General features: G+C 60.8%; 14 protein-coding genes. 10 read left to right on the top strand and 4 right to left on the bottom strand.

Annotated elements, in window-relative coordinates:
* Positions 1-203 precede the first annotated feature (203 nt).
* Positions 204-1,040, bottom strand: a complete 837-nt coding sequence (locus H6M51_RS09240; RefSeq protein ID WP_185809662.1) for an SMP-30/gluconolactonase/LRE family protein — start codon at positions 1,038-1,040, stop codon at positions 204-206.
* A 398-nt stretch (positions 1,041-1,438) separates the two neighbouring features.
* Here H6M51_RS09240 and H6M51_RS09235 point away from each other — a divergent pair, with 398 nt between their 5' ends.
* From H6M51_RS09235 to H6M51_RS09215, 5 genes are all read left to right on the top strand, one after another.
* A complete protein-coding gene (locus H6M51_RS09235; RefSeq protein WP_162548187.1) occupies positions 1,439-2,176 on the top strand; it encodes an autoinducer binding domain-containing protein in 738 nt (245 codons plus the stop codon).
* Positions 2,177-2,521: 345 nt separating this feature from the next.
* Positions 2,522-3,682 (top strand): iron-sulfur cluster carrier protein ApbC, encoded by a 1,161-nt coding sequence (gene apbC / locus H6M51_RS09230; RefSeq protein ID WP_185809574.1) that lies wholly within the window; start codon positions 2,522-2,524, stop codon positions 3,680-3,682.
* 152 nt (positions 3,683-3,834) lie between these two features.
* Positions 3,835-4,812, top strand: a complete 978-nt coding sequence (locus tag H6M51_RS09225) for a magnesium transporter CorA family protein (protein ID WP_185809573.1) — start codon at positions 3,835-3,837, stop codon at positions 4,810-4,812.
* 15 nt (positions 4,813-4,827) lie between these two features.
* Positions 4,828-6,729: a potassium transporter Kup gene (locus H6M51_RS09220; protein ID WP_185809572.1), complete on the top strand. Its 1,902-nt coding sequence runs from the start codon at positions 4,828-4,830 to the stop codon at positions 6,727-6,729.
* A gap of 190 nt (positions 6,730-6,919) precedes the next feature.
* Positions 6,920-8,095: a cell wall hydrolase gene (locus H6M51_RS09215; RefSeq protein ID WP_185809571.1), complete on the top strand. Its 1,176-nt coding sequence runs from the start codon at positions 6,920-6,922 to the stop codon at positions 8,093-8,095.
* Between the two features lie 8 nt (positions 8,096-8,103).
* Here the strand turns inward: H6M51_RS09215 and H6M51_RS09210 are convergent, their stop codons facing one another.
* Positions 8,104-8,298, bottom strand: coding sequence for a hypothetical protein (locus H6M51_RS09210; RefSeq protein WP_185809570.1), 195 nt, complete (start codon positions 8,296-8,298; stop codon positions 8,104-8,106).
* Between the two features lie 380 nt (positions 8,299-8,678).
* On the opposite strand from H6M51_RS09210, the gene H6M51_RS09205 reads away from it, so the two are divergent.
* From H6M51_RS09205 to H6M51_RS09185, 5 genes are all read left to right on the top strand, one after another.
* Positions 8,679-9,041, top strand: a complete 363-nt coding sequence (locus H6M51_RS09205) for an AtpZ/AtpI family protein (protein ID WP_162548192.1) — start codon at positions 8,679-8,681, stop codon at positions 9,039-9,041.
* Between the two features lie 56 nt (positions 9,042-9,097).
* On the top strand, positions 9,098-9,850 hold the full coding sequence (locus H6M51_RS09200) for a F0F1 ATP synthase subunit A (RefSeq protein ID WP_162548193.1): 753 nt from the start codon (positions 9,098-9,100) through the stop codon (positions 9,848-9,850).
* 67 nt (positions 9,851-9,917) lie between these two features.
* Entirely contained in the window at positions 9,918-10,145 is a 228-nt protein-coding gene (locus H6M51_RS09195; RefSeq protein WP_006466154.1) for a F0F1 ATP synthase subunit C, read from the top strand.
* An 81-nt stretch (positions 10,146-10,226) separates the two neighbouring features.
* The gene (locus H6M51_RS09190; protein ID WP_162548194.1) at positions 10,227-10,817 is read left to right on the top strand and encodes a F0F1 ATP synthase subunit B; all 591 of its coding nucleotides are present in this window, start codon (positions 10,227-10,229) and stop codon (positions 10,815-10,817) included.
* Positions 10,818-10,822: 5 nt separating this feature from the next.
* On the top strand, positions 10,823-11,302 hold the full coding sequence (locus tag H6M51_RS09185) for a F0F1 ATP synthase subunit B (protein WP_162548195.1): 480 nt from the start codon (positions 10,823-10,825) through the stop codon (positions 11,300-11,302).
* A gap of 152 nt (positions 11,303-11,454) precedes the next feature.
* Here H6M51_RS09185 and H6M51_RS09180 read toward each other — a convergent pair whose 3' ends face one another.
* Both H6M51_RS09180 and H6M51_RS09175 read right to left on the bottom strand, forming a co-directional pair.
* The gene (locus H6M51_RS09180) at positions 11,455-12,138 is read right to left on the bottom strand and encodes a ribonuclease HII (protein ID WP_185809569.1); all 684 of its coding nucleotides are present in this window, start codon (positions 12,136-12,138) and stop codon (positions 11,455-11,457) included.
* 136 nt (positions 12,139-12,274) lie between these two features.
* Entirely contained in the window at positions 12,275-13,432 is a 1,158-nt protein-coding gene (locus tag H6M51_RS09175) for a PA0069 family radical SAM protein (RefSeq protein ID WP_185809568.1), read from the bottom strand.
* Between the last annotated feature and the right edge of the window lie 73 nt (positions 13,433-13,505).

Below are 13,505 nucleotides of genomic sequence, written 5' to 3'. Positions count from 1 at the left end.
CTACCTTTCCTCTGAGATGGTCTGCGACTGACGCTGCCCTGCGAGATGTTCCGGGGCCGCGTCGGTTCGAGAGGAAAATGTCCGGCGGCGATCTTCGTTCCGCAGGTTAGTCTTTGAATATTTTGGTCTATCTGCCGGAACAAAATGTCCCGACAATGGTTTGCGGGGCCGCCTTGGCCCCGCATCCGGTCCGTCTTTGGTTATCAGAGCTTGAAGCGGGGTTCGGGCTTGCCCTTCACGGCGACGCCGAGATCGAAGGTGACACCGGCAAGGACGTCTTCGACACGTTCCGCATCCGTCAGCCCCTCCCAGCACGACGTCACCGCAAGCCGGTCGAGATTGGCGCCATAAAAGGCCGGGCATGTCGGGCGGCGCATGGGAGCCGCGTAGCGCGCAATGTGGGTGCCATCGGGGCCATAGCGATCCACCGCCCCGCCGTCCCAGTTGGCGTTCCAGATCGTCCCCTCGAGATCGACGACCGACCCGTCGATGACGCCCTGACGCTGGGACTGATCAATGAACACAGTCGGCGCAGACGTCGGCACACCCGTCGTCGGATCCACATCCACCCGCATCATGTGGTTGACCTTGGAATCGTTGAAGTAGCCGACGCGGCCATCCGGCGAGAAGCAGATACCGTTCGGAATGCTGACCGCATCGAAAAGCTTCGTCACCGCGGTTCCTTTCACGTGATAGATCGCACCGGCGCCCGTCTCGGCAGTCCGGCTCATCGTACCGATCCAGAGCGCGCCACTCGGATGCACGCGGCCATCATTCGAGCGGTTCTGCGGCTTGTCCTCGATGGCAGCATAAGGAGAGAGCGTGCCGGTCTGGCTGTCGCGCAGGAAGAGACCCTGGTCGGAAGCAAGCAACTGACGCTTGTCGTCGATGATCGCCAGGACGCTTGCGAGAAAAGGCAGCGAATGCCGGCTCAGTTGACCGGTAGCCTCATCGAAGGCGCAAAGCGTCTTGCCGAGAATGTCGAACCAGTAGAGCAAGCCCGTCGCGGCGTCATAGGTGGGGCCTTCACCCAGTTCCATCCGGTCTTCGATGAGTGGCTTTCCGTTGAAGCTCTGTGTCGCGATCACGCGCGTCTCCTTGTCGCTATCGGTGTCTCTCTGCGCTGCGGATAGGGCCGAAGACAGAGGTTTACGGTAAAATTTTTGGGGTATCTGGACCGTAAGGCCTCGACAAGTCTATGCTCCAGCAACCTGAGGGACCAGATTCGTTGTTGAAATCGCCTTTGGGTGTCCCTTCATTCATTCTTTCGAATGATCCCGCAAGCAGGATCCGGCGATGATGGGGAATAGGCACGCGTTTCATGACGCATTGCGTTCCCGATGCACGACCGATGGCAGGTGATGTAGCAGTTGACGTATACGTCTTGGACGATCTTCCTGAACCTCTTGACCGTTGATTCGGATTGGACGGGTGTGTGATGACCAACCAGGATGCGGCAGCTGCCGCCCGCGTTGAAGCGCTGGTCTCTGACATCAAGGGCTTCAAGACCCAGTTTGACGTGTTCCGTTTTATGAAACGCGTGACCGAGCAATATGGTGCCCGCGCCTTCATGGTACTGAACCTGCCCGGTGCGACAGCACAGGAACTCGGCAGCAGTTCGATCATCACCAACTGGCCATCCGATCTGCTGACGGAGTTCGACCAGGTCTCACTGCTTTCCGGCAGCCCCGTGCTGGCGCATCTGCGTCGCTCGTCCATACCCCTGCGTTTCGATATCGATGACGTTGCTACCCAGCGCGATCCGCGCTCAGGCGAAGTGTCCAAAGCGCTATTCCATCGCTTTCGCATGAACCGCGGCGCTTACTTCCCCGTTCACGATGCAACCGGAGCCCGAGGCGCGGTCTCCTTCATCGGCGATCGTGAACTGTTTGATACGCGGGAGATGATGGAGCTCGCCTATGTCGCGGCCCACGTCTTCAACCGCCTCGCCGAAATCCGCGAGATGGACAGCCGCAACAGCGATATGCTGACCGAGCGCGAACTCGACTGCCTCAACTGGACGGCAGCCGGCAAGACCAGCGTGGAGATCGCCGAGATCCTGACCTTGTCGGAACACACGATCAACCACTACCTCAACCGTGCGACCAAGAAGCTGGATGCCGTCAACCGCACCCAGGCCGTCGCCAAGGCGCTCAGGCTGGGTCTGATCAAGTAACGGCAAACGCTGGTGCTTTTTTGTGCGCCAAGCCAATGCGGCAGCCTAGTTTCCCGGCACGAACGCGATGTTGTGACTCAGGCAGTGTGCTTTGCGGCCTGATTTTCCGCGTTTTCGAGATTGGCACGCTTTCTGCATCACATGAGACAGTCCAGAGGGGACGTTGCACGACACCCGTCAACGGGTGCAGCCTGACAAGCCGCCGCGGGGGGTGCTCTCCGCCGGCGGCTTGTCTGTTTCTGCCGCAAAGGTCGCAGCCCGGCGCCGCATTTCCGGTTGGCGAATGCCTTCCGCTCCATTATCTGGTTGCGCTGAAGTGAATGCGGAAGCGGAAAGAAGATCAAGATGGCCGAATTGTCGCGCGAGCAGGTGGTTGAGGCGCTGAAGGGGGTCCGCGGGCCGGATCTCGACGGCAATATCGTCGATCTCGGCATGCTCTCGGATGTCTTCATCTCCGATGGCAAGGTGTATTTCTCGATCAACGTGCCGGCCGAACGGGCGCAGGAGCTGGAGCCACTGCGCCAGGCGGCCGAGCGCACCGTCAAGGCGCTGCCCGGCGTCAAGGGCGCCGTGGTCAGCCTGACGGCGGAACGCAAGCAGGGCTCAAGCCCGCCGCCGCCGCGTCCGCAGGCGGCGGCTCCTGCTCATCATCATGGTCATGCCCACAATCATGGTGCTCCGCAGAGCGGGGCGCAGCGCGTCAAGGCCGGCGTTCCCGGGATAGAAGCGATCATCGCGGTCGCCTCCGGCAAGGGCGGCGTCGGCAAATCGACCACGGCTGTCAATCTGGCTCTGGCAATGAAGGCGAACGGCCTGCGAGTCGGCATTCTGGATGCCGACGTCTACGGCCCCTCCATGCCGCGCCTTCTCGGTATTTCGGGACGGCCGCAGCAGATCGAGAACCGCATCATCGTTCCCATGGAGAATTACGGCATCAAGGCCATGTCGATGGGCTTTCTGGTCGATGAGGGCACGGCGATGATCTGGCGCGGCCCGATGGTCCAGTCGGCGCTGATGCAGATGCTGCGTGAGGTTGCCTGGGGTGATCTCGATGTGCTGGTCGTTGACATGCCGCCGGGCACCGGGGATGCCCAGTTGACCATGGCCCAGCAGGTGCCGCTCTCCGGCGCTGTCATCGTCTCGACCCCGCAGGATCTTGCGCTGATCGATGCCCGCAAGGGGCTCAATATGTTCAACAAGGTTGAGGTTCCGGTTCTCGGCATCGTCGAGAACATGAGCTACTTCATCGCACCCGACACTGGAAACCGCTACGACATCTTCGGTCATGGTGGCGCGAAGGCGGAAGCCGAAAAGATCGGCGTGCCCTTCCTGGGCGAGGTGCCGTTGACCATCTCGATCCGCGAGACCTCCGATGCCGGCACACCCGTTGTCGTCAGCGAACCCGATGGGCCGCAGGCGAGGATCTACCGTGACATCGCGACGAAGGCCTGGGAGCAGGTCAAGGCACGTTCCGGTCGCGCAGCGCCTGCCATCGTCTTCGAATAGTCACCTGCAACAAGGAGCCGGCTCGCCGATCTGCTCGCGCAGGCGTGCATTGGCTGCATTGCTGTGCTGCAACAATTGCTTTGGCTTTCCATTCGGGACTATGATTGTCTCCGCAACTCAATTGTGCGGCGTGCCATGAAGGTGACCAGTCCTTGATAAGGGCCTATCGACGAGACGGAAGTGCCGAAGTCATCGGCACGGAGCCTCAAGCCAGCAATTTCCTCGATGACTTCATCTGGATCGACCTGATCAAGCCGACCCTCGAAGAAGAACACTTCGTCGAGAGCCAGATCGGGATTCCGCTGCCGACGCCGGACGAACTGAAGGATATCGAACCCTCCAGCCGTCTCTACGTCGAGAATGAGGCCATTTATATGACGGCCTCGCTGATTTATCGGGCCGATTCCACCTATCCGCTGCTCACCGATGTCGCCTTCATCCTCCATCGCGGGCGCCTGATCACCATCCGCTATGCCGAGCCGAGGGCCTTTGCGCTCTTTAGCGCCAGCCTTCTGCGACTGAATGGCCAGTGTGATACGGGCGCCAAGCTGCTCGGTCATCTCTTGGAGACCGTCGTGGACCGCACGGCCGAGATCCTGGAGATGGTGGCATCTCGCCTCGACTCCTTGTCGATAACGATTTTCGTCAACCGCAAGGCGGCCAAGCGCCGGCCGCCGCGTTTTCTGGAAGACAAGCTGCTTGACATCGCCAGCAATCACCAGCTCGTCGGCAAGCTGCGCGACAGTCTGGTTTCCCTGGCTCGTCTGGTCACCTTCCTCCAGTCACAGCCTGTCGTTCGGCGCGATGAGGATGCAGCGGAGCTCTGCACGATCGTGGCGCGCGACATCCAGTCGCTCGGAGAGCACGCTGCCTTTGTCGGCAACAACATCACCTTCATGCTCGATGCTTCGCTCGGCCTCATCAATGTCGAGCAGAATGCCATCATCAAGATCTTCTCGATCGCTTCGGTGGTCTTTCTGCCGCCGACCCTCGTCGCGTCGATCTACGGCATGAACTTCAAGTTCATGCCGGAACTTGGATGGAACTTCGGATATCCCATGGCGATCCTCGCCATGCTTCTTTCCGCCATCATCCCCTTCTTGTTTTTCCGTTGGAAAGGCTGGCTCTGAAGAGCCTGTAACCCCATGCAACAGATCGATCACCAGCCTGCGGCTGGTCCGAAGGATGCACGCAGTCTTTTTCTCCTCGCACTCGGCTCGGTTGGCGTCGTCTACGGCGACATCGGAACGAGCCCGCTCTACGCCTTCCGCGAGGCCCTGAAGCCGATCGCCGTTGACGGCATCACCCGCGTCGAGGTTATCGGCCTCATCTCCCTGATGATCTGGTCGCTGACCATCATCGTGACCCTGAAATATGTCCTCTTCCTTCTACGTGCCGACAATGACGGCGAGGGCGGTACTCTGTCCTTGCTCGCCCTCCTGTCGAAAAGCGCAAACGGCCACGGCCCGATCCTGATGGTGCTGGGCCTGATCGGCGCCGCCCTTTTTCTCGGCGATTCCATGATTACGCCGGCGCTTTCGGTACTCTCGGCCGTCGAGGGTCTGAAGCTCGTCGCACCAGACATGTCCGAATTCATCGTGCCGATCTCGCTTGCCATTCTGATTGGGCTGTTTGCCGTCCAATCGCGGGGCACGGGCGCGGTCGCCCGCTTCTTCGGACCGATTACGGCCATCTGGTTCGTTGTCATGGCCGCTGGCGGGATCATCCACATCTTCGATGACATTGGCATCTTTGCTGCCTTCAATCCCTGGTACGCGGTGAGCTTCCTGCTCCGCGAGGGCTTTCTCGGAATTGTTGTGCTCGGTGCTGTTTTCCTCACGGTCACGGGCGCTGAAGCGCTCTACGCCGATCTGGGGCACTTCGGCCGTAGGCCGATTCAGCTCGCCTGGTTCTTTCTGGTCTTTCCGGCACTCGTGCTGAATTACCTGGGGCAGGGTGCGATGGTGCTCCGCGACCCGTCGACGATGTCCAATCCCTTTTTCCTGATGTTTCCCTCCTGGGCGCTGCTGCCGATCGTGGTCCTCGCGACTTTCGCCACCATCATCGCCAGCCAGGCGGTCATCACCGGTGCCTTCTCGCTCGTGCGCCAGGCAATCCATCTCGGCTTCCTGCCCCGCATGCAGATCCTGTTCACATCAGAGACCCAGACCGGCCAGATCTATCTGCCTTCTGTCAACACGCTGCTGCTTGTCGGTGTGTTGTCGCTGGTTCTGCTTTTCGAAAGTTCGGACGCGCTTGCCACCGCCTATGGCATCTCGGTCACCGGTGCGATGGTTGTCACCACGATCATGGCATTCGAATTCGTCCGCAAGAAGTGGAACTGGAGCCTGGCGCTCGCAACAGCCGTGCTCACCCCGCTGCTCCTGCTCGAACTGGTCTTCCTGGGCGCCAATCTCCTGAAGATCCATGACGGCGGCTACATACCGGTACTTTTCGCCGCGGCCTTCACGGTGCTCATGTGGACCTGGCGGCGTGGCACCGCAATCCTCTTCCAGAAAACCCGCCGTGACGATATCCCGCTCGAGGCCTTCATCGGCATGATCGAGAAGAAAGGCGAGCATGGTCCGGCCTGCGTCCCCGGCACGGCGATCTTCCTCACCAGCGATCCGACACGGGCGCCGGCAGCGTTGATGCACAATCTGAAGCACAACCATGTCATCCATGAGCGCAACATCATCCTGACCATCCGCACGCTGGGTCGCCCGCGCATTGCCGAAGAGGACCGTTTCGCTGTCGAAGAGCTCTCCGAACGCTTCTCCCGCGTTGAAATCCGCTTCGGTTTCATGGAGACCCAGAACGTCTCCAAGACACTGGCCAGCCTGCGGCGCGGCGGGTTGAAGTTCGATATCATGTCGACGTCCTTCTATCTCGGCCGTCGCAAGCTCGTGGCAGGGCAGGGCATGGGCATGCCGCATTGGCAGGACCGGCTCTATATCGCGCTTGCCGAAGCCGCGGCAGACCCTTCCGACTACTTCCGTCTTCCGGCCAACCGGGTGATCGAGCTCGGGTCGCACGTCATCATCTGATCGGTCCGGGAGCACGCAAACCCGACAAGACCGCAGGCGCGTCCGGCGGTCTTTTCCCATGTGCGACCTTCTCCCGAAGCTGTGATTACGCATTAACGAAGCATCAAGGTTAATGAGAGATATTCCTCTAATGTAATCCGGTTGCAGTTCGAACCATCGAACCTGCGCCAGCGTGTGTTGGAGTGTGGCCTTGCGTCCCAAGTTTCGTCCTTCGAAGAAGGTCCTCTCCCGATTGGAGAACTGGACCTCCCCCCTGGTCTTCGGCCTCGCATGCTGGCTGATTTTCCCATCCGTTGCCGCCCAGGCAGACATGGCGGGTCTTCTGACCGGTCTTGACCGTGGCACCAGCAACTGGCGCATGGTCATGACCTCGACCCCGGCCGGCTCGATCCACGAAGCCAGCCTGGCTTTCTCCGAGGGTGAGGCGACTGATGCACTTTCCGGTGGCGCCGGTTTGATCCTGCCCGATGGCCGCCGGATTGCCTTCGATGGCGGCAAGGCCGATCCCAATTCGCTTCCAGACGAGATGCGCGTTACCCGGGACCAGAAGAAGGGCAGGGTGGTCGCCGTCGAGCCCATGCTGCCGCCGCGCGCTTTCTCCGCCGGTTCGATTATGCAGCGGACCAGTTCTCTACTGGAGCCGGAGCTCAAGGCTCCCTCCGTATTCGCTCGCGAAGAAGACAAGGCAGAGCCCGTTCAACTCGCCAGCTTCTATTTCAAGCGCGAAAAACCGGCAGTCGATCCGTCCCTGCCGCCGATGATCGCCGACCTCGTCACCAACACCGTACCGGACGTTCTCGCAACCGCCTATGCACCGCCCGCGCCGGATTACGCGACAGTCTCGCCATTCGACAGCATCCTCACCGAAAAACAGCCTGATCAGGGCCGTTTCATACCCGAGATCGGGCCGCAGGATCACGCTTGGGCCGCGACTCCGCTGCCTGCCAGCGTCTTCTCCGACAAGGAGCAAAAGTGCCTCGCCGAAGGCATCTACTTCGAGGCGCGCGGCGAATCGGTGAAGGGCCAGGCGGCTGTCGCTCAGGTCATCCTCAACCGCGTGCGCAACCCCCATTATCCCGATACGATTTGCGGCGTGGTCTACCAGAACGAAGACTGGCGCAATCGCTGCCAGTTCTCCTTCGCCTGCGACCGCATCCCCGACCTCGTTACCTCGCCACGCCACTGGAAGATCGCCAAGGAGATCGCGATGGCAGTGACTGCCGGCAAGATCTGGTTCAAGGACGTCGGCTCTGCCACCCACTACCATGCGACATATGTACGCCCGGCCTGGGGGCCGACGATGAAGCGCGTCGAAAAGATCGGCAAGCACATCTTTTATCGCACCTATGGCGGCGGCTGGAGCTGAGTCGCTTCTCAGCGCAGCCGGTCCAGCCAGTTCGATAGCAGCGGCACGATCAGAAACGACGCCGCATAGGTCAGCGGAACCGTCACGAAGATATACAGCATAGGCGTGAGATTGCCTTCCGGGCCAAAGGTCAAGGCTGCGTAGACGCCGACCGTCCAGCCGAGCACGATGCTGATGGCAATGCGAAGAAGAAAGCGCGTCATCTTTGAACCTGTCCGGCCGGGTCAGACGGAGCGTCCCATGGGACGCGACCGTCGGCAAGCTGTTGCGGGATGTCTGTCTCCCTTGGCCCGGCAGGCCGCCGTCATTGCTGTTGCGCGCAGGAGATTCTGGCCGCTCCTCGCGGTCATTTGACCGGAATTGTCCTCTGTCATCTGACACGATTCCCCTCCTTGTACTTAAGTCTATGATTTTCCGAGGTTAATTTGTGGTGCAACTTGCCCCTTCTATGCCTTGACTATCCGGGGGCTCAAAATTATGGTGCGCCCGACTTCAAAGCGGGCCAGAGGGTTTGTATACGGCCGTTTCTGCATTCATTTCGGGCGCTGGTCGCCCTCAGAAGACGGAGCGGGCGGAGCGGATCGTGACGGATAACCGAGAAGAAAGTCTGGAAGAACGTCGTCGGCGACTGGCCGCAGAGCTCGCACAGCGGGGAACTGCGGACAAGGACGAAGAACGCGACGAGATCCGCGCCGAGGAAACCCGCAAGGGCTACGGAATGGCGATGAAGATCTCGAGTGAGTTCGTCTCGGCTGTCATTGTCGGCGCGATCATCGGCTATCTTTTCGACCACTTTGCGGGTACAGGGCCCTGGGGCATGATCGTGATGCTGCTCCTCGGGTTCTGCGCCGGTGTGTTGAACGTCATGCGAACTGTGGGGATGGTGGCGTCGCCTCATCCGGCAGACCGCAGGATGGATTTTAAAAACAAGGGCGACGACCTCTAACGGTCGGTGCCGGACGAAAGTGCCCGCCCAGAGCGGCAAAAGCGAAAGAGCAGAACGTGTCGAACGATCCTACTCATCAGTTCCTGGTTCAGAAGATTGTGCCGATCGAGGTTGGCGGAATTGATTTGTCGTTCACCAATGCTTCGCTGTTCATGGTCGCGACCGTCGCGGCGGCTGCCGGCTTCCTGTACTTCTCCACCAGCAATCGCGGCCTGATCCCGACGCGCATGCAGTCGGTGGCCGAGATGTCCTACGAATTCATTGCCTCCATGCTGCGCGAAGGTGCCGGCAGTCACGGCATGAAGTTCTTCCCGATGGTCTTTTCGCTGTTCATGTTCATTCTGACGGCGAATCTTCTGGGAATGTTCCCCTATTTCTTCACGATCACCAGCCAGATCATCGTCACATTCGCGCTCGCCCTGTTCGTGATCGGCACCGTTGTGGTCTACGGTTTCTACAAGCACGGCTTCCACTTCCTGCAGATCTTCGTGCCGAGTGGTGTTCCAGGCGCGCTTCTGCCGCTGGTCGTGATGATCGAAATCATTTCCTTCCTGTCGCGTCCGATCTCTCTGTCCGTTCGACTTTTCGCCAACATGCTGGCCGGACACATCACGCTCAAGGTATTTGCAGGCTTCGTCACTTCGCTGAGCGCCCTTGGCGCGATCGGCATCGGCGGCGCAATTCTGCCCCTCATCATGACCGTCGCCCTGACGGGTCTCGAGTTCCTCGTCGCCTTCCTCCAGGCCTACGTTTTTGCGGTGCTGACTTGCATGTACCTCAACGACGCAATACACCCCGGCGGGCACTAAGGATCACCGACATCGGCGCACTCGCGTCAGTCAACACCCGCAACAACCATCTCGAAGGAGTTCATTCATGGAAGCGGAAGCAGCAAAGTACATTGGCGCAGGTCTGGCTTGCTTTGGTATGGCCGGCACGGCTCTCGGCCTCGGCAACATCTTCGGCAACTACCTGTCGGGCGCTCTGCGCAACCCGTCGGCTGCTGACAGCCAGTTCGGCCGTCTGGTATTCGGCTTCGCCGTTACGGAAGCTCTGGGCATCTTCTCGCTGCTCATCGCTCTCCTTCTCCTGTTCGCCGTCTGATAACGGCTGGAGTCTGGGGTCACGGCGCGCCGGGATGGCAGCCGTGATCTCGCGCATTTGAGCATACACCTGGAGGTGAGCATGTTTGTGACCCCCGCCTATGCCGAGGAAGTGCCGGCAGAAGGCCAGCTTCACACGGAAACCGGCGTTGCCCACGACGCGGGCCATGGCGGCGGCGTGTTCCCGCCGTTCGATTTCTCGACCTATCCGTCTCAGCTTCTGTGGCTGGTGATCACATTCGGCGTGTTCTACATGCTCATGCAGAAGGTCATCGTTCCGCGCGTCGGCGGCATTCTTGAAAATCGCCACGACCGTATCGCGCAGGATCTCGATGAGGCTTCTCGTCTGAAGTCGGAAGCCGATGCCGCGATCGAAACCTACGAACGCGAATTGACTGCTGCCAAAGCCAAGGCCGGCCAGATTGCATCTGCCGCCCGCGACCAGGCCAAGGCCAAGGCCGACGCCGAGCGCGCTGCCATCGAAGCGGAACTCTCTGCCAAGATCGCCGCCGCCGAAAGCCGCATCGCTGACATCAAGGCTCGCGCCTTCGCCGAAGTCGACACGATCGCCATCGACACCGTCGGTACCATCGTTGAAGAACTGATCGGCACGAAGTCAACCGCCGCCGACATCAAGGCCGCCGTTTCCGGCGTCGCCAAGCAGGGAGCGTAAGCAACATGGACGCTTCATTTTTTGCACTTGTTGCGCTCATCCTGTTTCTCGGCCTGCTCGCCTATCTGAAGGTGCCGGGCATGATGGCCAAGGCGCTTGATGACCGCGCTGACAAGATCCGTGACGAACTTGCCGAAGCCAAGCGCCTGCGCGAAGAAGCCCAGCATCTGCTGGCTGAATACCAGCGCAAGCGCAAGGAAGCTGAAGCCGAAGCGGCAGCCATCGTCGCTGCGGCCGAACGCGAAGCGGCTGCCTTGACGGCAGAGGCCAAGCAGAAGACCGAAGAGTTCGTTGCACGCCGCAATGCACTCTCCGAGCAGAAGATCAAGCAGGCCGAGACGGAAGCTGTGAATGCCGTTCGCGCTGCAGCCGTCGATCTTGCGATCGCTGCCGCGGAAAAGGTTCTCGCCAAGAAGTCTGATGAGGGCGTACAGCAGGCTCTGTTCAAGGCCTCTATCGGCGAAGTAAAGTCGCGCCTCAACTGAGGTCGGTTCGGTCGCATTAGCGGCAAAACAAGTTCAGGCGCCCCGAGTGGTCTTCCGCTCGGGGCGTTTTCGTTTGTGGGGGTTGGTGAGGCGGCGCACAGATATGTCTGGGACGCTCATTGAGTTCAGGGCGCAGGCTTAGGTCGGAGCGATTATCGATCTAAGCGATCATCTTGATCGACCGTCGCGGGCTTCAGCGGCCGAAAACTCATCCGGTGCAGGGGGCAGGGGCCGTGGGTGACGATGGCGCTGCGGTGGCGGTCGGTGCCGTAGCCTGCATGCACTTCGAATCCGTAACCGGGATAGACGAGCCCCGCGCGCACCATCATCCGGTCGCGCATGACCTTTGCGATGATCGAGGCCGCGGCGATCGAGACTGATCGCCCGTCTCCCTTGACCACGGCCTCACCGCTGCAGGTGAGCCCCATCGGCACGTCCCGTCCGTCGGCGAGGACATGCCGCGCCTCGATCTGCAGTCCCGCGACCGCCCTGCGCATAGCATCGAGACTGGCCTTGCGAATGTCGATGAGATCGATCCGCCGGGGCGACGAGGAGGCGATCGAGACCGTTGCCTGCTCCAGAATCAGGTAGTAGAGCGCCTCCCGCTGGACAGCCGAGAGCTTTTTGGAATCGTTGAGGCCTTCGGGGATGCGCTTCGGATCGAGGACGACGGCTGCGGCCACCACGGGGCCTGCCAGAGGCCCTCGGCCCGCTTCATCCGTTCCCGCAACCGGCCAAAGTCCTCTTCGTTTGGCCCGGCTCTCCAGCGAGAAGTCAGGCACGAGAGGCAGGTCGGGGAAGAGGCCAGGAGAATCGGGTGGCGTGCGTCGTTTCATGCGGCAGAAATCGCACGCGCACCCGACCTCCTGCAAGTCCCCGGTCCCGATCGCCGATCATGGCGCCGGGGCGGCTTACCAGGGACTTCATCCGGTGCGAGGCGGCGGACAACGGCACCGGAATACGAAAACGCCGTCAGAGCAGCGAGAGCTGAACCCCATCGCTGTTGGGTGAGACAAACAGGTCTTCCCTCAGATGCAGGCTGCGCCGTGTCAGGCCGAGCCGCTTTGTCGCCATCTCGAAGCGGCGGCTGATCTGCCAGGCATAGGGCCCGGCCCCCTTCATCCGCTTTCCGAACTCGGCATCGTAATCCTTGCCGTCGCGCATCGAGCGTACCAGCGACATCACATGCCGGTAGCGATCCGGATAGTTCTGCAGCAACCAGTCACGGAAGAGCGGGCTGACTTCGAGCGGTAGGCGCAGCAGCACATAACTCGCCTCTGTCGCCCCCGCAGCCTTGCCGCTGTCGAGGATCCGCTCGATCTCGTGGTCGTTCAGCGCCGGAATGACAGGCGCCATCATAATGGCCACGGGAATACCGGCCTCCGACAGGGCCTTGATCGCCTCCAGTCGCTTGGCAGGCGTCGAGGCACGCGGCTCCATCGTCCGCGCCAGTTTGCGATCCAGCGTCGTTACCGAAATTCCCACCTTCGCCAGTCCGCGCTCGGCCATCGACTTGAGAATGTCGATGTCCCGCAGGATCAGTGCCGACTTGGTAACGATCACCACGGGATGGTTCGCCTTATCCAGCACCTCAAGCACCTGCCGCATGATGCGCCATTCCCGCTCGATCGGCTGATAGGGATCGGTATTGGTGCCGATCGCGATCGGCTTGACCTTGTAGCCCGGCTTGGAGAGCTCCCGCTCCAGCAGACGCGGCGCATCGGGCTTGGCAAACAGCTTGGCTTCGAAGTCGAGGCCGGCGGACAGCCCCATATAGCTGTGCGTCGGCCGGGCAAAGCAGTAGATGCAGCCGTGTTCACAACCCCGATAGGGGTTGATCGAGCGGTCGAAGGGAATGTCGGGCGAATCGTTGCGGGTAATCACCGTGCGCGGTTTCTCGACCTGCACCTCGGTGCGGAAGGGCGGCATGTCCTCCAGCGTCTGCCAGCCATCGTCGAAGGCAACACGTTCCTGGACTTCGAACCGCCCGGCCGGATTGATCCCGGCTGCCCGTCCGCGCCGCCGATCGATCTCGATCCGCATGCCGGAAGCATTCATCAATGCGTCGGCAATATCTGCCGTATTGCCGGGCTGAAAGGCAGCCTGGCTCACAAGAGACAGCTCGTTCATGTTTGCTCCTCGCGGGCTTTCCGGCCTCGCTCAATGACTTTATTCCTAGCCCCAAAACGAGAACATTGCAAGA

It is taken from the genome of Rhizobium sp. AQ_MP (assembly GCF_014237835.1).
Taxonomy (GTDB): domain Bacteria; phylum Pseudomonadota; class Alphaproteobacteria; order Rhizobiales; family Rhizobiaceae; genus Allorhizobium.
The sequence above is the reverse complement of the archived record's forward strand: the minus strand, read 5'-3'. Positions and strand labels throughout refer to the sequence as shown.

What these genes read in the sequence shown, in the direction of transcription:
- H6M51_RS09240 (WP_185809662.1), bottom strand. Translation starts at nt 1,040, where the DNA reads ATGGAACTGGGTGAAGGCCCCACCTATGACGCCGCGACGGGCTTGCTC.
- H6M51_RS09235 (WP_162548187.1), top strand. Translation starts at nt 1,439, where the DNA reads ATGACCAACCAGGATGCGGCAGCTGCCGCCCGCGTTGAAGCGCTGGTC.
- apbC (WP_185809574.1), top strand. Translation starts at nt 2,522, where the DNA reads ATGGCCGAATTGTCGCGCGAGCAGGTGGTTGAGGCGCTGAAGGGGGTC.
- H6M51_RS09220 (WP_185809572.1), top strand. Translation starts at nt 4,828, where the DNA reads ATGCAACAGATCGATCACCAGCCTGCGGCTGGTCCGAAGGATGCACGC.
- H6M51_RS09210 (WP_185809570.1), bottom strand. Translation starts at nt 8,298, where the DNA reads ATGACGCGCTTTCTTCTTCGCATTGCCATCAGCATCGTGCTCGGCTGG.
- H6M51_RS09195 (WP_006466154.1), top strand. Translation starts at nt 9,918, where the DNA reads ATGGAAGCGGAAGCAGCAAAGTACATTGGCGCAGGTCTGGCTTGCTTT.
- H6M51_RS09190 (WP_162548194.1), top strand. Translation starts at nt 10,227, where the DNA reads ATGTTTGTGACCCCCGCCTATGCCGAGGAAGTGCCGGCAGAAGGCCAG.
- H6M51_RS09185 (WP_162548195.1), top strand. Translation starts at nt 10,823, where the DNA reads ATGGACGCTTCATTTTTTGCACTTGTTGCGCTCATCCTGTTTCTCGGC.
- H6M51_RS09180 (WP_185809569.1), bottom strand. Translation starts at nt 12,138, where the DNA reads ATGAAACGACGCACGCCACCCGATTCTCCTGGCCTCTTCCCCGACCTG.
- H6M51_RS09175 (WP_185809568.1), bottom strand. Translation starts at nt 13,432, where the DNA reads ATGAACGAGCTGTCTCTTGTGAGCCAGGCTGCCTTTCAGCCCGGCAAT.